This window comes from Brevundimonas sp. CEF1, assembly GCF_051353055.1.
GTDB lineage: Bacteria > Pseudomonadota > Alphaproteobacteria > Caulobacterales > Caulobacteraceae > Brevundimonas.
Genome location: NZ_CP195593.1, coordinates 891,359 through 910,678, shown reverse-complemented (window position 1 = coordinate 910,678; position 19,320 = coordinate 891,359). Strand labels below are relative to the sequence as shown.

General features: G+C 67.3%; 14 protein-coding genes. 6 read left to right on the top strand and 8 right to left on the bottom strand.

Annotated elements, in window-relative coordinates; genetic code table 11:
• Positions 1–120: 120 nt before the first annotated feature.
• Complete coding sequence (locus ACR9FL_RS04740; protein ID WP_436357427.1) at positions 121–2,274, bottom strand: malate synthase G; 2,154 nt, start codon at positions 2,272–2,274, stop codon at positions 121–123.
• Positions 2,275–2,376: 102 nt separating this feature from the next.
• Between ACR9FL_RS04740 and ACR9FL_RS04735 the strand changes: the two genes are divergently transcribed.
• A complete protein-coding gene (locus ACR9FL_RS04735; RefSeq protein WP_436357425.1) occupies positions 2,377–3,267 on the top strand; it encodes a LysR family transcriptional regulator in 891 nt (296 codons plus the stop codon).
• 144 nt (positions 3,268–3,411) lie between these two features.
• Here ACR9FL_RS04735 and ACR9FL_RS04730 read toward each other — a convergent pair whose 3' ends face one another.
• Positions 3,412–5,874, bottom strand: a complete 2,463-nt coding sequence (locus ACR9FL_RS04730) for a prolyl oligopeptidase family serine peptidase (RefSeq protein ID WP_436357423.1) — start codon at positions 5,872–5,874, stop codon at positions 3,412–3,414.
• A gap of 167 nt (positions 5,875–6,041) precedes the next feature.
• Here ACR9FL_RS04730 and ACR9FL_RS04725 point away from each other — a divergent pair, with 167 nt between their 5' ends.
• Together ACR9FL_RS04725 and ACR9FL_RS04720 are read left to right on the top strand one after the other, a co-directional pair.
• A complete protein-coding gene (locus ACR9FL_RS04725; RefSeq protein WP_436357421.1) occupies positions 6,042–6,746 on the top strand; it encodes a CoA transferase subunit A in 705 nt (234 codons plus the stop codon).
• The gene (locus tag ACR9FL_RS04720) at positions 6,746–7,396 is read left to right on the top strand and encodes a 3-oxoacid CoA-transferase subunit B (RefSeq protein WP_436357420.1); all 651 of its coding nucleotides are present in this window, start codon (positions 6,746–6,748) and stop codon (positions 7,394–7,396) included. Before ACR9FL_RS04725 ends, ACR9FL_RS04720 begins: the two co-directional genes overlap by 1 nt.
• 167 nt (positions 7,397–7,563) lie before the next feature.
• Here ACR9FL_RS04720 and ACR9FL_RS04715 read toward each other — a convergent pair whose 3' ends face one another.
• The 6 genes from ACR9FL_RS04715 to flgK all read right to left on the bottom strand — a co-directional run bounded on the left by ACR9FL_RS04715 (position 7,564) and on the right by flgK (position 14,281).
• Positions 7,564–8,184 (bottom strand): ABC-type transport auxiliary lipoprotein family protein, encoded by a 621-nt coding sequence (locus ACR9FL_RS04715; protein ID WP_296177982.1) that lies wholly within the window; start codon positions 8,182–8,184, stop codon positions 7,564–7,566.
• Positions 8,181–9,119 (bottom strand): MlaD family protein, encoded by a 939-nt coding sequence (locus ACR9FL_RS04710; RefSeq protein WP_296177984.1) that lies wholly within the window; start codon positions 9,117–9,119, stop codon positions 8,181–8,183. The genes ACR9FL_RS04715 and ACR9FL_RS04710 overlap by 4 nt, the downstream gene beginning before the upstream one ends.
• Before the next feature lie 15 nt (positions 9,120–9,134).
• Positions 9,135–9,926: an ABC transporter ATP-binding protein gene (locus tag ACR9FL_RS04705; protein WP_296177985.1), complete on the bottom strand. Its 792-nt coding sequence runs from the start codon at positions 9,924–9,926 to the stop codon at positions 9,135–9,137.
• Positions 9,923–11,044, bottom strand: coding sequence for an MlaE family lipid ABC transporter permease subunit (locus ACR9FL_RS04700; protein ID WP_436357418.1), 1,122 nt, complete (start codon positions 11,042–11,044; stop codon positions 9,923–9,925). Before ACR9FL_RS04700 ends, ACR9FL_RS04705 begins: the two co-directional genes overlap by 4 nt.
• 184 nt (positions 11,045–11,228) lie before the next feature.
• On the bottom strand, positions 11,229–12,170 hold the full coding sequence (locus ACR9FL_RS04695; protein WP_436357417.1) for a flagellin: 942 nt from the start codon (positions 12,168–12,170) through the stop codon (positions 11,229–11,231).
• Positions 12,167–14,281, bottom strand: a complete 2,115-nt coding sequence (gene flgK, locus ACR9FL_RS04690) for a flagellar hook-associated protein FlgK (protein WP_296177990.1) — start codon at positions 14,279–14,281, stop codon at positions 12,167–12,169. Before flgK ends, ACR9FL_RS04695 begins: the two co-directional genes overlap by 4 nt.
• A gap of 399 nt (positions 14,282–14,680) precedes the next feature.
• Between flgK and ACR9FL_RS04685 the strand changes: the two genes are divergently transcribed.
• From ACR9FL_RS04685 to flgE, 3 genes are read left to right on the top strand one after another with little or no spacing between them, the layout of a single operon-like run.
• Positions 14,681–16,690, top strand: coding sequence for a flagellar hook-length control protein FliK (locus ACR9FL_RS04685; RefSeq protein ID WP_436357414.1), 2,010 nt, complete (start codon positions 14,681–14,683; stop codon positions 16,688–16,690).
• 3 nt (positions 16,691–16,693) lie between these two features.
• Positions 16,694–17,404: a flagellar hook assembly protein FlgD gene (locus ACR9FL_RS04680; protein ID WP_296177256.1), complete on the top strand. Its 711-nt coding sequence runs from the start codon at positions 16,694–16,696 to the stop codon at positions 17,402–17,404.
• Between the two features lie 47 nt (positions 17,405–17,451).
• Positions 17,452–19,185, top strand: coding sequence for a flagellar hook protein FlgE (gene flgE / locus ACR9FL_RS04675; protein ID WP_296177254.1), 1,734 nt, complete (start codon positions 17,452–17,454; stop codon positions 19,183–19,185).
• Positions 19,186–19,320: the final 135 nt, after the last annotated feature.

Below are 19,320 nucleotides of genomic sequence, written 5' to 3'. Positions count from 1 at the left end.
CGGCGTCAGCCCTGGCTGCAATGGTTAATGAAACGTTAACGATCGCAGTTCTAGGAGCGACGTTCAGCCTTGACAAGCTTTCGCTTCATTTTGGGACAGCGACGGTACGCCGCGTCATCCTCAACCCGCCTTGGCGCGACGTCGCCAGGCGGTCAGCAGATGTTCGGTGTAGCCGTTGGGCTGCTCGCGCCCCTTGAACACCAGATCGCAGGCCGCATTCCACGCCGCACCGTCAAAGGCCGGAGCCAGCGGGCGATAGGACGCATCGCCCGCGTTCTGGCGATCGACCACCACGGCCATTCGTTCCAGCGCCGCCCTCACCTCGCCCTCCGTGACCACACCGTGGCGCAGCCAGTTGGCCAGGTGCTGACTGGAGATACGCAAGGTGGCCCGGTCCTCCATCAGGCCGACGTCGTGGATGTCCGGCACCTTGGAGCAGCCGACGCCCTGATCGATCCAGCGCACGACATAGCCCAGGATGCCCTGGGCGTTGTTATCCAGCTCCTGTCGGATCTCGTCGGCCGAGGGCGTTTCCGTCGCAAATGGCGGCGTCAGCAGGGGCGTCAGGCCGGTGGCGGGACGCTCGGCGATCTCGGCCTGGCGGGCCCAGACGTCGACCTCGTGATAGTTCAGGGCGTGCAGGGTCGCCGCCGTGGGCGACGGGACCCAGGCGGTCGAGGCCCCGGCCCGCGGGTGGCCCGCCTTGGTCGCCAGCATCTCGCCCATGCGGTCCGGCGCGGCCCACATGCCCTTGCCGATCTGGGCGCGCCCCGCCAGCCCGGCCTTCAGGCCGATGTCGACGTTGCGGTCTTCATAGGCCTTGATCCAGCTGGTGTTGCGAACCGCTTCTTTACGGACCACCGGCCCGCCCTCCATCACCGAATGGATCTCGTCGCCGGTGCGATCCAGGAAGCCGGTGTTAATGAAGGCCACCCGCCCCCTGGCCGCCGCGATGCAGTTGGCCAGGTTGACGCTGGTGCGGCGCTCCTCGTCCATGATGCCCATCTTCAGCGTCAGCGGCGGCAGACCCACCATGGCCTCAACCGCGCCGAAGACCGCGTCGGCGAAGGCGACCTCTTCCGAGCCGTGCATCTTGGGTCGCACCACATAGATGGAGCCGGCCGGACTGTTGCGCTGATCCGCCGGACGCTTCAGGTCGTGCAGGCCGATCAGGCCGGTCATGGCGATGTCGATCAGGCTCTCGGGCACCTCGCGCCCCTCCCCGTCCAGCACCGCGTCGGTCGTCAGGTGCAGGCCGACGTTGCGGACCATCAGCAGGCTGCGCCCCTTCAGGGCCAAGGCCGAGCCGTCCGGAGCGGTATAGGAACGGTCGCCGTTCATGCGCCGCTGCACCGTCTGGCCGTCCTTGACGAAGCCCGCCGACAGGTCGCCGCGCATCAGGCCCAGCCAGTTGGCGTAGACCAGTCGCTTGTCATCGGCGTCCACCGCCGCGACGCTGTCCTCGGCGTCGGCGATGACCGACAGCGCCGCCTCGACCATCACGTCCGCCACGCCCGCCGGATCATTGCGGCCAATCGGGTGGCTGCGGTCGACGACGATCTCCAGATGCAGGCCGTTGTGGCGCAGCAGGACGCCCGAAGGGGCCGCCGCCTCGCCCGCATAGCCGACGAAGACCGTCGGATCGGCCAGGCCCGTCGTCCGCCCGCCGGACAGGGCGACGACCAGCCGCCCGTTCTCGACGCGGTATCCGACCGCCTCGGCATGGCCGCCCTCGACCAGAGGCGCCGCCTGGTCCAGCAGGGCGCGGGCGCGGACGATGACCTTGCCTCCCCGCTCGGCGTCATAGCCGCCGCCCTTGGGCGCCTCGCCCAGGGCGTCCGTGCCGTAGAGGGCGTCATACAGGCTGCCCCAGCGCGCATTGGCGGCGTTCAGCAGGTAGCGGGCGTTGGTCAGGGGCACGACCAACTGCGGTCCGGCCATGCTGGCGATCTCGGGATCGACGTTGGCCGTCTCGGCGCGAATGTCCGTCCGCTCCGGCTCGATGTAGCCGATCTCGCGCAGAAAGGCCTGATAGACCTCGGGGTCCGGCTGGCTCGGATGGGCGCGGTGCCAGTCGTCCAGTTGCGCCTGCAGGTCGTCGCGGCGCGCCAGCAGGGCGCGGTTCCTCGACGCATAGTCGCCCAGCAGCCCCTCCATCCCGGCCCAGAAGGCGTCGGGCGCGACGCCCGTCCCCGGCGCGGCCTCGTCGCGCACGAAGGCGTCCAGTTCGGCGGCGACGCTCAGGCTTCCGTGGCGGACATAGGTCGTGGACATGGCGGTTCTCCTTGAGCCTGAAGCCTAGCCCGGCGCCCGCCGCCTAGCCACGGCGAAGATCGACGGTTATCTTTGCCAATATTGCAATGATGAGACCGCGCCATGCTGGCCGAGTATGAGATCTTTGTTCGGGCGCTGGAGGAAGGCAGCCTGTCCGCCGCCGCCCGCCGCCTGGACCTGTCCCCCGCCGTGGCCTCCCGACGGCTGGCGCGGCTGGAGGACCGGCTGGGGGTGCGCCTGATCGAGCGCACCTCGCGGCGACTGGCCCCGACCGAGGCCGGGCGGCTGGTCTATGACCGCGCCATGCAACTGCTGGACGGGGTCGAGGATCTGGAGGCCCTGGTGTCGCGCCGCACCACCCAGGCGCGCGGCCTGCTGCGCGTCTCGGCGCCGACCTCGTTCGGGCGGCGGCGGCTGGCCCCGCTGCTGACGCCCTTCCTGGACGCCCACCCCCGGCTGACGCTGGAACTGAACCTGACCGACGCCTTCGTCGACCTGATGGCCGAGGACGTGGATGTGGCCGTGCGCATCGGCAGCTATGAGGCTGGCGATCCCGCCATGCACCGGCTGGCCCCGAACCGCCGCGTCCTTTGCGCCGCCCCCGCCTATCTGGCCGAACACGGCGCGCCGCAGACGCTGGACGACCTGCGCACCCACGCCCAGCTGGCGGCCGAGAACCAGTCTGCCTGGCGACTGGAAGGCCCGGACGGCCCCGTGACCTTCCGCGCCCGCAGCCGGGTGCGGACCAATTCGTCGGAGGTGGCGCGCGAACTGGTGCTGGCCGGGACCGGCATCGCCCTGCGCTCGACCTGGGACGTGGGGGACGAGCTGCGTGACGGGCGGCTGCTGCGGGTCTTGCCGCAGTATGCGGGGGCGTCAGATGTCGCGATCTTCGCCCTGACCGCCGGGCGTGCGCGCGCCGAAAACCGGGTACGGGCCTTCATCGAGTTTCTGGCGGGCCTCTACGGCGATGTGCCAGAATGGGACAAATAACCTCTTTCCTCCCCATTCCATGGGGAGGTGGCGCGGCGGCGCAGCCGACGTGACGGAGGGGGCGACTCCACGGCTGACGATTGCGCCGCCCCCTCCACCACTTCGTGGTCCCCCTCCCCACAGAGTGGGGAGGAAAGAAGCGACTTACTCCGCCGTCGTCGCCTTCGGCTTCAGATAGCGGTCCAGCCAGGTGACCATTTCCCACTGGGTGTGGCCGACCGATTCCCGCGCACGATAGCCGTGAGCTTCCAGCGGCAGGACGACGTAACGCACCGTCGCGCCATTGCCCTTCAGCGCCGCATAGAAGCGCTCGGACTGCACCGGGAAGGTGCCGGAATTGTCGTCGGCGCCGCCGTGGATCAGCAGGATCGGCTCGTTGACCTTGTTGGCGTAGGTGAAGGGCGACATCTCCGTATAGGTCTCGGTCGCCTCCCAGTAGGAGCGCTGCTCGGCCTGGAAGCCGAAGGGCGTCAGGGTGCGGTTGTAGGCGCCCGACCGCGCGATGCCGGTCTTGAACAGGTCGGTGTGAGCCAAGAGGTTGGCCGTCATGAAGGCGCCATAGGAGTGACCGCCCACGGCGATCCGGTCACGGTCGGCGACGCCCAGGGCCACCACCGCATCCACCGCCGCCTTGGCGCTGGCCGATAGTTGCTCGATGTAGGTGTCGTTCGGCTCAGCCCCGTCCTTGCCGATGATGGGCATGGTCGGGTCGTCCAGGACCGCATAGCCCTGGGTCAGCAGGAACAGATGGCTGATGCCGGTCGGGCGCACGAAGCGGTTGTCGGTGTCCACCACCTGACCGGCCACGGCGGCGTCGGTGAACTCGGCCGGATAGGCCCACATCACCAGCGGCAGCGGGCCGTCGCGATCCTTGTCGTAGCCGGCCGGCAGATAGAGGGTGCCCGACAGCTGGACCCCGTCGTCGCGGGTATAGGTGATCAGCTGGCTCTTCACGTCAGCCTGTTGCGGAGCCGGATCGGGGAACTGGGTCAGCTGGGTCACGCCGCCGTCCAGGTCGCGCAGACGCAGGTTGGCCGGATCGGTGCGGCTCTCGCGATAGGTGACCAGCTTGCGGCCCGCATCATCCAGAATGCCGACGACGGTTTCGTACTCGCCCTGGGCCGAACGCCACAGACGCTCGGTCTCGCCGGTCTTCAGGTCCAGAGTGTCGAGGAAGGGATACTCGCCCTGACGCGTCGCGCCGTCGCCCTCAACAAAGACCTTGGACCCGTCGGCGGTGAAGCGAATAGTCGAACGGCCGCGCGCGTTCGGCTCGAGCACCACCGCGCCGGGGTCATTGTAGCGGTCCTGATAGTTGCGATCGACCAGGACGCGGCCTGCGCCGGGGTTCGACGGATCGACCAGGGTGCGAGTCTCGTGGCGGGTGTTGAACCAGCGGCTGTTGACGATGGCCACGTCATCGCGGCCCCACAGGACACCGGCATAGCGTTCCTTCAGATCCACAAGCGTCCGCGGGCGGTCATTGAACGGCGCGGGCAACATGAAGACGCGGTCGCGCACCTCGGCGGCGTTGCGCGGATCGCCGCCGTCCTGGGCTTCGACCCAGACCAGGGTGGCGTCGGCGTCGGCGCGCCACTGGGCCGAGCGCGGGCCGGGGGCCACGGCGTCGAACGGCGTCGGCACATTGTCACGCAGCGGCAGGTCGGCGACGCGGTGCGCTTCACGCCCGTTCAGGTCGGTGATGATCACGTCCGCCGGGAAGAGGCTGGCGGGCACGACGTAGCTGTAGGGCTTCTTGACCCGCGTCTGCAGGATGTAGCGGCCGTCCGGCGACACCGAGGCGTTCAGGAAGACGCCCGGCTGGCCGATGGTGCGTGCGCGACCGTTCAGCGGCACGATGGTCAGCTGGCTGGTGAAGTAGTGGTCGAACAGGGCCTCGTCGCCCGCATTGGTCAGCAGGTCCTGATAGGTGCGCACCGGCGCCGCGCGACCGCCGGTCTCGGCCACGGTCGGGCCCGAGGGCGGGCGCGTCACGTCGGGCGCGGCGCGACGACCTGCGGGCACGGCCTGAACCAGCAGGCCCGAGGCGTCCGGCAGCCAGCTATAGCCAGACCCAGCAGCGGCGTTGACGGTCGGCCCCGTCAGGCGGCGCGCCTGGGCCGAGGGCACGTCGGCGGTCCACAATTCCAGCCCGTTCGGCGTATTCACCAGGAAGGCCACCGCCTTGCCGTTCGGCGCCCAGCTGACATGGGTCAGGCGCGCGTTGGCGGGCAGACCGGCGACGGGACGCGCCACGCCGCCCTCGACCGCCTGGAAGCTGAGACCGGTCAGCCAGCTCGCGCGACTGTTGGCCGGGCCGTTGTTCTGCGGGTTGAAGCGGTATCCAGCCAGACGCAGCATGGGCTCGGCCAGTTCGGCGATGGTCGGCATGTTGGCGCGATCCTGCAGCAACAAGGTCTGACGATCGGGGCTCAGGCTAGCCGTCGGGTTGGGCTTGGAATCGAGGATCTGCGCGATCGGTTGCGGCGGCTGCTGATAGGTCGGCGCGGCGCCGACGGTCTGGGCCGAGGCGGGTTGGGCCAGAGCCGGCACGGCGGCCAGGATGACAAGCGCCGGCAGAGCGGCTCTCAGGATCGTGTTGCGCATGGTTTCTTCCCCGAAACTTCGCCTTGAACGCGGCTTTCTCCGGTTTGACGAAAGATTATGGGCAGGGTCAACCGCCAAGGTCGCCGACGACGCTTGCTCCGTCCGCTCGCCCGCTTTATGGACGGATAAGACCGCAATATTCATCAGACGGTGAAAAAGGGAGAGCGATGCGCAAGATCTACGCTGACGTCACGTCCGCGCTGGAGGGCCTGACCTTTGACGGGATGACCGTCATGTCCGGCGGCTTCGGCCTGTGCGGCATTCCCGAAAACCTGATCGCCGGGCTGAAGGCCTCGGGCGTCAAGGGACTGACCGTCATCTCCAACAACGCAGGCGTGGACGGCTTCGGCCTGGGCCAGTTGCTGGAGACCAAGCAGATCGCCAAGATGATCTCGTCCTACGTCGGCGAGAACAAGGAGTTCGAACGCCAGTATCTGGCCGGCGAGCTGCAGCTGGAGTTCAACCCCCAGGGCACCCTGGCCGAACGTATCCGCGCGGGCGGCGCGGGCATCCCCGCCTTCTTCACCGCCACCGGCGTCGGCACCCTGGTCGCCGAGGGCAAGGAAGTGCGCAACTTCGACGGCCGCGACTATGTGATGGAGACCGGCCTGGTGGCCGACCTGGCCATCATCAAGGCCTGGAAGGCCGACGAGCGCGGCAATCTGATCTTCCGCAAGACGGCCCGCAACTTCAATCCGATGATGGCCACCGCCGGCAAGGTCACGGTCGTCGAGGTCGAAGAGATCGTCCCTGTCGGCTCGCTGGACCCTGACCACATCCACACGCCGGGCGTCTATGTCGACCGCCTGATCCAGACCGTGTCCGAGAAGCGCATCGAACAGCGCACCGTGCGTCAGAAGGAATCCGCGTAATGGCCCGCACCCGCGAACAACTGGCCGAGCGCGCCGCGAAAGAGCTGCAGGACGGCTTCTATGTGAACCTGGGCATCGGCATTCCGACCCTGGTGGCCAACTACATCCCCGAGGGCATGGTCGTGACCCTGCAGTCGGAAAACGGCATGCTGGGCATGGGCCCCTTCCCCTATGAAGGCGAGGAAGACCCCGACCTGATCAACGCCGGCAAGCAGACGATCACCGAGATCCCCGAGTCGGCCTATTTCAGCAGCGCCGACAGCTTCGCCATGATCCGCGGCGGCCACATCAACCTGTCGATCCTGGGCGCCATGGAAGTGGCCCAGAACGGCGACATCGCCAACTGGATGATCCCCGGCAAGCTGGTGAAGGGCATGGGCGGCGCCATGGACCTGGTCGCGGGCGTCAAGCGCGTGGTCGTGGTCATGGATCACGCCAACAAGCACGGCCAGTCCAAGGTCTTGAAAGAATGCACCCTGCCTCTGACGGGAACGGGCGTGGTCAGCCGCATCATCACCGACCTGGCCGTCTTTGACGTCAAGGCGGACGGTTCGGGTCTGGAACTGATCGAACTGGCCGACGGTGTGACCCTGGACGAGGTCGCGGCCAAGACCGAAGCCGACTACACGGTGGCGGCCGGCCTGGGCTGATTGGCCCTTTCCGGCTGAAATACAGAACCCCGACGACCGCGAGGCCGCCGGGGTTTTCTCCATCCGTCATCCCGGAAGCGGCGCAGCCGCTATCCGGGACCGCTAAAAACGCGACGCCTTGGGCGGTCCCGGCTCTTCGCCTGCGGCTACGGCCGGGATGACTAGAACTAGTCCCGCGTGGCCTGGAAACCCTGCTGGTCGGTCCACAGCACGATCTGACGGCTGGCCTCGGCCGTGGCGCGGTCGAAGGCGGCGACGATGGCCGACTGACGGTTCTCGCCGGCGCTTTCGCTAACCGAGATGCGGTCCTCGGCCACAATGCTGCGGTCGCCCGGCCGGATCAGCCGGAGCAGCACCACGATGTTGGCGTTCGGCACGGCGCCCGGCGCGGCATAGGCCGCCTCGAACCGGCGCACGTCCACGCTCAACAGCAGGCCGTCGCGCGTCAGCGGGCCGCCGCTCAGCACTGTGCAGGTCCCACCATCCAGGAAGGCGTTGCGCAAGGCTTCCTCGAACAGGGTCTCGGCCGGCGACACCCAGCGCGCGCCCTTGATGTAGGCCGCCTCGGCGCCGGTCACGGCCAGGATGCGGTCACCGCTCGACGCCTCGGGGAAGTCGATGCGGCGCATTGAGACGTGCACGTCCGGGCAGGCCGAGGTCGCTCCCGTTCCAGCGAAGGCCGAGGCCCCGCCGAAGCGATACAGCTGGACCGGATCGGGCGAAGCCAGCAGGGCGCACCCGGACAGAGCGACCGATGCGCTGGCGATCAGAAGAGTGGAACGGATCACGGCTGCACCTCGATTTCCTTGGACGGCGCCTTGGCGATGAAGTCGCGTGGGCTTTCACGCACATTGTCGACCAGGGACTGCAATGAGCGGGTCGCCTGATCCAGCTGGCGGATGGTGTCGTTCAACTGCGGCACCGTCTGCGTGCCGAAGTCGCCCAGCGGACCTTCCAGTCCGGTGGCCGAGCGGTTGATCGAGGCGATGGCGGCCTGGGCCTCGCGCGTCGCGGCGTTGATGTTGGCGATGGCCTGCTTGCCGTCGCCGTCGATCATCTGACGCGCGCTGACGCCCAGGGCCTGGTATTCGCCGACGGCGGCGTTGGCCTTGGTGATGGTTTCCTCAAGCTGCTGGAACATGCCCTTGCGGGCCTCCAGCTCGGCGGTCAGGGCCTCAACGTTCTTCACGCTGGACGAGAAGCTGCGGATGTTGTCGTCCGACATGACCCGGTTGATCCGGTTCAGGGCGTCCACCGTCTGGGCCAGGACCGTGCCCGATCCGCTAAGCAGTTCGGCTATGGGGCTGGGCTGGCTCTGGATCACCGGCACGACGTTGTCGGGATACTGGTCCTTCAACAGGGCGCTGCTGGGCTCGCCCGCCGTGATCTGAATGTAGTTCAGGCCGGTGATGCCCTGCGGCTCCAACTGGGCGCGCGAGGTGACGCGCACCGGGGTCGTGCCGTTCAAGCGCACGCGGGCGATGACCTGATCCCCCTTCTTGGGGTCCAGGTTCAGGGCCGTGACCTCGCCGACGCGAATGCCGTTGAAGTGGACCTCGCCGCCTTCGGACAGGCCACGCACGGGGCCGTAGAAGACGATGTCATAGACATCGTAGTCGTTATTGAATTGCAGGCGGGCCAGCCAGATCGTGAACACGGCCAGAGCCAGCAAAAGGGCGACTGTGGCGATGCCGACGGCGGCGTAGTGGGCGTCTCTTTCCATCTCGTCCCGCTCTCCTCAGGCGGCGCTCTGGTGAGCGGCGCGTCCGCGCGGCCCCAGGAAGTATTCCTTGATCCACGGATGCTCGGAACGCTCCAGCTCCTGAACCGTGGCTTTTTCAACGACATGCTTGTCGGCCAGAACCGCCACCTCGTCACAGATGGCGTAAAGGCTGTCGAGGTCGTGGGTGATCATGAAGACCGTCAAGTCCAGGTCGTCCGACAGGTCGCGGATCAACTGGTCGAAGGCCGCCGCTCCAATGGGGTCCAGCCCCGCCGTCGGTTCGTCCAGGAAGATCAGTTCCGGGTCCAGGGCCAGGGCGCGGGCCAGGCCGACGCGCTTTCTCATGCCGCCCGACAGCTCGGCAGGCTTCAGATAGAGGGCTTCTGGCTTCAGACCGACCATGGCGATCTTCATCTCGGCCAGTTCGCGAATGGTGTTGCGCGGCAGGTTGGTGTGCTCGACCAGGGGCGAGGCCACATTATCCAGCACCGTCAGGGACGAGAACAGCGCGCCCTGCTGGAACAGGACGCCCGTGCGCCGCTCGACCTCGGCCGCCTCGGCCTTGGTCATCTCGTCGCGCTCATAGCCGAACAGTTTGATCGAACCGCCCTCGGGCTGCTTGAGCCCGATGATGGAGTTGAGCAGCACCGTCTTGCCGGTGCCCGAACCGCCGACCACGCCCAGAACCTCGCCGCGTCGCACGTCCAGATCGAGGTCCTGATGGATCACCCGGTCGCCGAACTGGCTCAGCAGGCCGCGCACCTCGATGAGGTTCTCGCGCTTCGGCTTGTCCTTGCGGGCCGTCACAGGTTCAGCTCCAGGAAGATCATGGCGAAGACGGCGTCGAGGAAGATGATGGCGAAGATGGCCTGCACCACCGCCGCCGTGACCCGACGCCCCAGACTTTCCACGTCGCCGGCCACCGACATGCCCTGACGGCAGCCGATGGCGGCCACGACGACCGCGAAGACCGGCGCCTTGACCAGGCCGACCATCAGATGGGTGTCCATCATCGGGTCTTCGGTAATGCGCTGGATGAAGAAGGACGGGCCATAGGCCAGCTCGCTCCACGTCACCAGCATGCCGCCGAACAGGCCGGCGATCATGCCGACAAAGGTCAGCAAGGGCAGCATCAGCACCATGGCCGCCAGACGCGGGATCACCAGGGCCTGGAAGGGGTTCACGCCCATGACCTGCATGGCGTCGACTTCCTGATTCATCCGCATCGAGCCGATCTCGGCGGCGAAGGACGAGGCTGAACGGCCCGCCAGCAGGACGGAAGTGATGACCACGGCGAACTCGCGCAGCACCGACACGGCGACCAGTTGCACGGTGAAGACCCCGGCCCCGAACTGGGTCAGCAGATTCGCGCCCAGGAAGGCGATGACCGCGCCGATGAAGAAGTTGGTCACGGCGATGATGGGGATGGCGTCCAGCCCCGACCGTTCCGCCTGACTGAACCAGGCCGGCCAGCGAATTGCGCCTGGATGCCGGAAGGCCGATCCCACGGCCACAATCAACCGCCCCAGGAAGGCCAGCGACAGCATGGCCTCGGCCAGGAAGTCGTAAACGCCCAGACCGATCTTGGCGAAGGTTCGGGTAAAGGCGTTGGAGCGACGCGGCGGCGCACAGGACTCTCGGTCGAGCTTCTCGACCATGGCGTAGATGCGGCCCGCCTCGGGCCGCTCGGCCCAGGCCGCCTCGGGTATCGACTGCGACGTCGCCTGGGCCACGGCCAGAGCCCCGGCAGTGTCGAAGCGCCCCAGCTCAGCTAGGTCCAGCGCCCCGATGGCCCGACCGGCCAACTCGACTTCCAGCCGATCGCCCTGACGGCCGATGCCGGTCGTGGACCAGTCGCCGGACAGACGTAGCGTGGTCGCCTGGCCTTCCCCATCCTGAATTTGATACTGCGCCGTCCGGTTCATTGATCAGTCTTCGACGCTGGCGAAAGAAGGCGCATGGCAAGGCTTAGACCGAGTCGCGTCGCAGCTGTCAACGTCCGATGACTTTCCTCGGTCCTACCCTGCAAGCTCGCCCTCCCTGGATACGGCGCAGCTTTATCAACGTCGGCGGCGAGGTTTCGTTCAGCGTTGAACGGCGCCGAATGCGTCAGCGCAGATAGTCGAGCAAGGACACCTGACGCAGTTGGCTGATCACCTGGGCCGAGGCCTGAAGCGCGATCTGGGCCATTTCCAGCTCGGTCACCGCCTCGGCCATGTTGGCGTCGGTCTTGCCCGACAGCATGGTGTCGACAGATATCTTTCGCGATTCTTGTGATTCCAGCAGCGTATCCACGCGTGCCTGCATCGAGCCGTTCTTGGCCTGGATGTCGACCACGTCCTTGGCCGCCGTCTCGAACCGCGCCATCAGCGCGGTCAGGGCGGTCTTCTGCGCGTCGTCCATCTGGCCGTTCAGCGGCGTGGCCTGATGCAGGACCTGGAGATCGCGGAAGACGTCAAACAGAGCCTGGCCCACGTCGCTGGCGAGGAAGCCCGTGTCCATGGTCACGGTCTCGTCCAGCACGGACGTCTGCTTGAGTTGGTCATTCCTGAAGGCGTCGGCCGTGGCGGGCATGGTCGCCAGCTTCTCGAGATCGGTCGCGCCGACAGGCGTGGACGGCAGGACCACCGCCTGTTGATCCACGTCGCCGCCGGCGAACAGGAACTTGCCCTGATGCTTCATGTTCAGGCCGTCCTGGGCCATCTTGAAGATGGTCTCCATCTCGGACATCAACCCTTCCATCCGCCCAGCGGCGATGGCGTTGGCTATGGCCTGACGCCCGGCGGTCGCGGCGTCGGCGACCCGCCCCAGCCCCAGGTCCTGCATGGTCAGCCGATCGGCCACGGTCTTGTTGGTGTCGATGAAGCCCTGAATCCGCGTCTGGCTGGATTTCAGCGCGATGACGGTTTCCGATTGTCGGCCGAAGCCGACCAGATCGGTGGCGTTCTTCTTGGTATTGACCTTGTTCTGCGCCTCTTCGCCGCGCGCCTGCGCGTTCATCAGATGCAGCAGGGCGGTCTGATAGTTTCCAAACGTCGAAACGCGGGTCATCGCATCATCCCGATCAGGGTGTCGTACATTTCCGACGCCGCCTGGATTAGGCGCGCCGAAGCGTTAAAGGCCTGCTGATAGGTGGTCATCAGCACCAGTTCCTCGTCCATATTGACGCCTTCGACCGAGCTGCGCCGCGCCGAAGCCTCCTGATAGAGGGCGCTCGCGCTGGTCGAGCGGTTCTTGGCCATCGTGGCCTTGCCGCCGATCTCGCCCGAAAACTCAGCCGCATAGCGCGACAGGGACATGTTGACCCCGCCCGCGCCGCCCGCCGCCGAGAACGAAGTCGCGTTCTGGTCGGCGTTGGCCAACAGACGTCCGCCGCTGCCGTCGTTCTTGCTGAGCGCCGGCGTGCCCGCCGCCACGCCCAGGTTCAACTGGGCCAGCGCCAGCTTGGACGGGTCCTTGGCGATGTCGTCGCGCACCGAGAAGCCGCCGCTGCGCGAAGCCCGCGCGCCGCTCAGACCGAACAGATCGCTCATCGACACGCCGGACGGGACCTGACGGGTGCCATCCTCCACCACCGACATGGTGGACGGCGGCGCGCCGTGGCCCGTGAAGATCAGTTCGCCGGCGCCATTGAGGCTGAACCGACCGTGCTGACCGACGCCCGTCGTGGGATCGTTCAAGGCCGTCAACATCTCGGCCATCGTCCCCGCCCCCGCGGGCACGGCCACGGATATGTCGCGGATGCGCGAACCCGAGGCGTCCGTGAAGCGGAACTTGATCGTCTCGCCCGGCGTGAAGCCGTGCTGCGAGGCCGCCGTCAGCCCCGTGTCGTAGAGCGCCGGCCGATCGGTCGAGACCAGGTCGTTCAGGCCGAAGTAATGCGAGAAGCCGCGCCCCGCCTTGTTGCTGGGATTGGTCGCATCATCGGCGATGGCGACCCCCTGCCCCGCCGGAGCCTGAATGCTCAGCCGGCCATCGACAAAGCTGGCGTTCGCCCCGCCCAATTGGCCGTTGAGGGTGGCCAGGAAGGTCGCGGGCGTCGCGGCCACCCCGTTGATCGTCATCGTTCCGCCCGAGAAGACGATCTCGGCCGAGTTCTGGATGACGCCCTGGTCGTTGACCGTGGTGATGGTGGTCGTGCCGGTAAAGCCCGCCAGAGCCGTTTCCAGGGTCTGGCCGACATTGCGGCCGTTCAGAACCGACGGCGCCGGAACGGCTGATGAGGCGTTGTGCGCGCGGTTCAGTTCATCGGCCAGACGCGTCATCAGTTCGCCCAGACGATCCGCCGCCGCCGGCGCATCCACGTCGCGCAACTCCAGCAGCCCCTTGATCTCGCCCGAGGCCAGACCTTCGGTCAGCGGACGCCGCTGGCCGTTCGGCTCCGTGATCATGATCTGGTTGAAGACGGATTCCGACGAAACGGCCCCGGCCCGATTATATTCCAGCTTCGACGCGCCCTGACCGGCCAGCAGAATGCCCGCTCCGGTCCGCACCTCGACCCCGCCGACCGACCGGGTGGTGATCCGCACATCCATCAGTTCGGACAGTTCGTTGATCAGGCTGGCCTGAATGGTCTGGGCGCCGGTGGAGTCCGTGCCCACGACATTGGCCTTGGCGATGTCGACGTTCAGCTTCTCGATCTGTTCGACCAGATCATTGACGCGGTCCACGGCGCTGGCCAGGCGGCCGTCCGCTTCCTCGCGCGTGGCCTGGATCTCCTTGGCCACGCGGGCGGCCTCGTCGAACATGGCCTGGGTCTTCCAGATCGCATCCTGACGCAGCGGCCCCGAGGTGGCGTTCTCGGCCGAGGTCGAGAAGGCCGAGAAGATCTTGTCGATCTGCGAGAAAAAGCCGGTGTCCGCGCCCGGATCGCCGAACAGCGACTGAATGTGATCGAACAGCTCATAGCGTACGGCCTGGCGCCCGGCGTCGGCCCCCGCGCTCAAGCTGGCCGCCTGCAGGAAACGATCGGTGGCCAGGCGAATGCGCGCCACCTCGACCCCGGCGCCGGTCCCCTGGCTGGCCAAGGACTGCTGGTCCGCCACCTTGCGGATATAGCCCGGCGTGTTGACGTTCGAGACGTTGTCGGAAATCACCCGCAGTTGCTGCTGCGCGGTGTTCATGCCCGAGGTGGCGATGTTCATGATCGAGTTCAGGGACATCAGAAGCGCGCTCCATACAGGGCCGCGCCCGGCAAGCCTTGCTGGCCTGCGCGCAAATCTTGCCCGGCTTGCTGGTTAGCCATTCTAGCCAACTCCTTGAATTTATTAGACATCGGCTTTTCAGCCCCTGTGCGTTCCCCCAAGGCGGCGCAATTCGCAGGCCATGTCGTCCGGCGCCCGGTCCACCCGGCAAAAAGCGTAGCGGCGCGGCAAGAACCTCCCGGCGAAACCGGTCTGAGCCGCAGGACGTCATTCGTGAATTTTCTTTTATTTCAACAATTTAGTCGGAACCAACAACTTGGCCCGGACCTTGCGCAGCGGCTCTCGAATATCCCGAGCGCAGTAGGCGCCGCCCAACCAGCGAAAGCCCTCTCGCCGCCCATGTCCGCGCTCAGCGTCATGTCCATGCTCGTCCCGACCACTTCGGCCGGCACGACCGCCGCATCCGTCGAAACGGGTGCGGACGACAGCCTGTTCGCCGGTCTGGTCGCCGCTGCCACGCCGTCGTCAAAGGCGCTGAGCGACGACGCCGGAGCGCTGGATGTCACACGTCCAGACGTCGCCGCCGACACGGCCTCGCTGGAAGCCGCGCCGGATGCTGTCCCCGCCTGGCCGCCGGTCGCCCTGATCGCCGCGTCGCCGCTGTCGGTCGCGCCGCCGGCCGCGCCCAGCGCCGATGCTGAACCCGTAGAAACGGCAAAGACCGAGGCGACAACCACGAATTCGGCCTCGAACGCCGCCGCCTCGCCCATGCCGGTCGTCCCCCAGGCTCCGATCACGCGGGTCATCCCTGACGAAGCCGCGCCCGTTGTCGCCCTCGCCGCAGACCCGAAAGCCCCAACCCAGGCCGTTTCGCAGTCCACGGCGACGCTGGCCGCGCCCGCCGCCGCAGCTCCGGCGCTCGTGACGTCGTCGCCCGATACGGCGCCCGCCCCGGCGATGGCGCCCGCCAAGGTCGAACCGGTTGCAGCTCGCCCTGCGACGACCACGCCGGTCGTTGAGACGCCGACTTCGCCTGGACCACTCGCGCAACCGGTCGCCCCCGCCGCCGCACCCGCTCCGGCCAAGCCCGCCTCCGTCGTCGCCCACGGCGTTCAAGGCGTGTCTGAACCGACGATAGCGACTCCCGCGCCCGCCAAAGCGGCGCCCGTGTCTGCGGCGTCGGCCGTTGACGCCCCGGTCGTTTCAGGTGTCGCGCCGCGCACCAACACAGCCGCGACGCCCGCCCCGGCCTCTCACGCGTCCGCCGCTCCGGCTGCCGCTCCCGCAGCCCCCCCCGCCAAGACGGATGCGCCGCTCGTCATGAAGCCCTCGGCGCCGGCGGCCATCGCGGTCACGCCTGCCGCCTCCGCCGCAGATACGCCCGTTCAACCTGCGGTCCAGGCCCAGCCGATCCAGGTCGCCGCTGAGGTCAAAGCAACTGCAGCGGCCGCCCCCGTCCAAGGCCCGATCCCCGACACGGTTTCGATCACCGTGACGCCCCGCCCCACGGCGGCAGGCGCGACACAGCCCGCTCCCAGCGGCCAGACGGCCCAACCCGTCGAGGCATCGGATGCGCCGGAACAGGTCCTCGAGACTGTGCCGGCCGCGACCGCCGACCATGCCGAAACCGAAGCCGAGACCGAGGCCCCGCCCCCGGCCACGCCGGCGCCGGTTCGCAACGGATCGGCCCGTCTGGATGAGCGCCGCTCCAACGCCGCGCCGGTGAACACGACGACCAACGCCTCGACGGACGCCCGGAGCGAAGGCGTCGCTCGCTCGGGCGGCCCCGCGGTTGCTCCCACGGTCGTCGCGCCAAGCTCGACACCCCCTGCGACCGCCCCGAACGAGACCGCCGCACCCATCCTGCCCGACGCCGCCGCGCCGCTGGACGCCCAGGCCGATCTCGCTCCGTCGCAACCGGTTCTGGACGCCCAGACCGCCGCCACGAGTGCTTCGCGCGATCTGAACCCGTCCCAACTCTCGCGCGCCACCGTCGAGACCACGGCGCACCTGGCCGCGCAGATACTCAAGAAACTCGAAGGTCGCTCGACCCGTTTCGACATGGCCCTGACGCCCGAAGGCCTGGGCCGCGTCGACGTCAGTCTCGAGATTGATTCCGATGGTCGCCTGGCCGCCCGCCTGGCCTTCGACAATCCGGCGGCGGCGACCGACATGCGCGCCCGCGCCGACGAACTGCGTCGTCAGCTTCAGGACGCCGGATTCCAGCTGACCCAGGACTCGCTCGAGTTCTCGGAGCGCAACCCGTCCTCCGGCTTCGGAGGCGACGGCGCCTTTGAGCGCGCTCCCGACCGTCGCGCCTTCGCCGGCGCCGCCCGCCTGGCCGCCGAGGCCGACGTCGCCCTGCCCGCGCCCGGCGCCTGGGCCTCCCTCTCGATGACGCCCGACCGCGTCGATATGAAGGTTTGATCGATGGTCACCGCCGTCAACGCCAATACCGCCACCGACAAGATCAACACCAGCTCCGGCATGCTGGCGTCGAACTTCGAGACCTTTCTTTCGCTGCTGACCGCGCAGTTGAAGAACCAGGACCCCTTGTCGCCGATGGACTCCAACCAGTTCACCGCCCAGCTGACCCAGATGGCCGGGGTGGAGCAGCAACTGCTGTCCAACCAGCTGCTGACCGCCCTGCTGAACGGCCAGAAGGGCGACGGCCTGTCCCAAGCCTCGAACTATATCGGCAAGGACGCAACCGCTGTCTGGGACGCGACCAAGGCCGCCGACGGCAAGGCGTCGTGGAGCTATGAACTGGCGTCCAACGCGACCGACGTCGAGCTTCAGGTTCTTAACGCCACCGGTCAGGTCGTCTGGAAGGGCCCCGCGCCGGACGCCAGTTCCGGCGTTCACGACTTCAACTGGACCGAAGGTCAGGACGGCAGCGTCTATACCCTGAAGGTCACGGCCAAGGACGCCTCGGGCGGCAAGATCGACGCCCAGGTCCTGATGCGCGGCCGCATCACCGGCGTCGAGATGTACGCCGACGAACCCTACGTCACGATCGGCAGCTCGGTCATGCCGCTCTCCAGCATCATCGCGCTCGACGAGAAGAACGCCAGCGTGAACCCACCGACGCCGGATCCGACCCCGACGCCGTTGCCCACAGATCCAGAGACCGACGCCTGAACGGCGCCCCTCTCCTTTCCCCAACTTCCGCCTAAGGAGCCGACACAATGAGCATCAACAGCGCCATGCAGGCCGGGGTCTCCGGTCTTTCCGCCAACTCCGCCGCCCTGGCCGCGATCTCGCAGAACATCGCGAACGTGAACACCATCGGCTACAAGCGCACCCAGGGCGAGTTCCAGACCCTGGTGAACAGCCAGAGCAAGGGCGCCGGCGGTTATGCGGCGGGCGGCGTCATCGCCGCCGCGCGTCACTTCATCAGCCAGGAAGGCCAACTGCAGCGCACGACCGAAAGCACGGACCTGGCCATCGACGGTCAGGGCTTCTTCGTCACCACCGAGAAAGCTGAGGGCGTCGGCGCCACCGACAGCCGCCTGTTCACCCGCGCGGGCGCCTTCCGCATCGACGATCTGGGCTATCTGAAGAACAGCGCCGGTCTCTACCTGCAGGGCTGGCCGGTCGATTCCAACGGCGACATCGCCACCGACCCCTCCGACCTGACGCGCCTGCGTTCGATCAACATCGGCACAGTCGGCGGCACGGCCGAAAAGACCACCCGCGCCCAGATCAACGCCAACCTCTTCTCGGGTCAGACCATCCAGGCCGGCGCCAGCCCCAGCAAGTACGCCAGCGTCGCCGTGGTGCCCGCCACCTCGGGTCCGATGGAGTTCTCGGTCCGCTACGCCCCCACCGCCACGCCGAACCAGTATGACGTCACCATCAAGACCGGCAATCAAACGATCACCGCCGTCGCGACCTATGACGCCGCCGGCACGCTGACCGGTCTGACCGGCGTCACCGGCGGCGGCCCCGGCTCGACGACGACCACGCTCGACCTGGGCGGCGGCGTCACCGTGCCGCTGGCCAACCTGGCCATGGACACCGCCACGGTCGCCAAGACCAAGTACGATCCCAGCCTGAACTCGATGGCCATGTACAATGGCGACGACGACAACCCCACGGGCATCAAACCGGACTTCAAGATCAACATCCCGGTCTCGGACTCCAAGGGCGGCCAGCGGAACATCGAAATCCGCCTGCTGAAGAGCGACGTGGCCAACCAGTGGTATGCTGAAATTGTCGCCGTTCCCGCCGACAGCGTGGAAACCGGCGGCGCCTACTCCAATGGTCAGATCAAGACCGGCATGATCGCCTTTACCCCGTCGGGCCGCCTCGACGTCACGGCGATGCAGACCATGCCCAACTCGCTGTTCAGCGATCCGACCAACGCCGTGCTCGACTTCGGCGCGTCGGATTCAAACATCGACCTGACGCTGCCGGGCAATGCCGACAAGATCAAATGGGCGGACGGCCTGGGCATTTCCGACCAGAGCCTGACCCTGGACCTGAACACCTCTGCCGGCGGCCTCAGCCAGTTGAACACGGCCTCGATCGTGCAGTCGACGGTCACCAACGGCACGGCCTTCGGCAACCTGTCGGAGATCAAGATCGATGAAGGCGGCTTCGTCACCGCCATCTTCGACAACGGCGTCATGCGCCGCATCGCCCAGGTCGCCATCGCCACCTTCCCCAGCCCGGACAGCCTGCGCCAGGTCACCGGCAACGCCTTCCGCGTCAGCCTGGAAAGCGGCACCTTCAACCTGAAGTCGGCCGGCACCGGCGGCGCCGGCATGCTGGCGGCCCAGCAACTGGAATCCTCGACCGTCGACCTGTCGGCCGAGTTCACCAGCCTGATCACCACCCAGCGCGCCTATTCGGCCTCGTCCAAGATCATCACGACCGCGGACGAGATGCTGGCCGAGCTGCTCAGCATCAAGCGCTGATCGCTTAACCGGACTCCGTGAGTAAGCCTTCGTTAGACTCGATGAATCCTTCGTTTCCGGCGCCGTCCATGCGCCGGGGACGGAGGATGCGTCTTAGCCATTCCTTCACCACGACGCTTAAACGCCCCTTAGCGG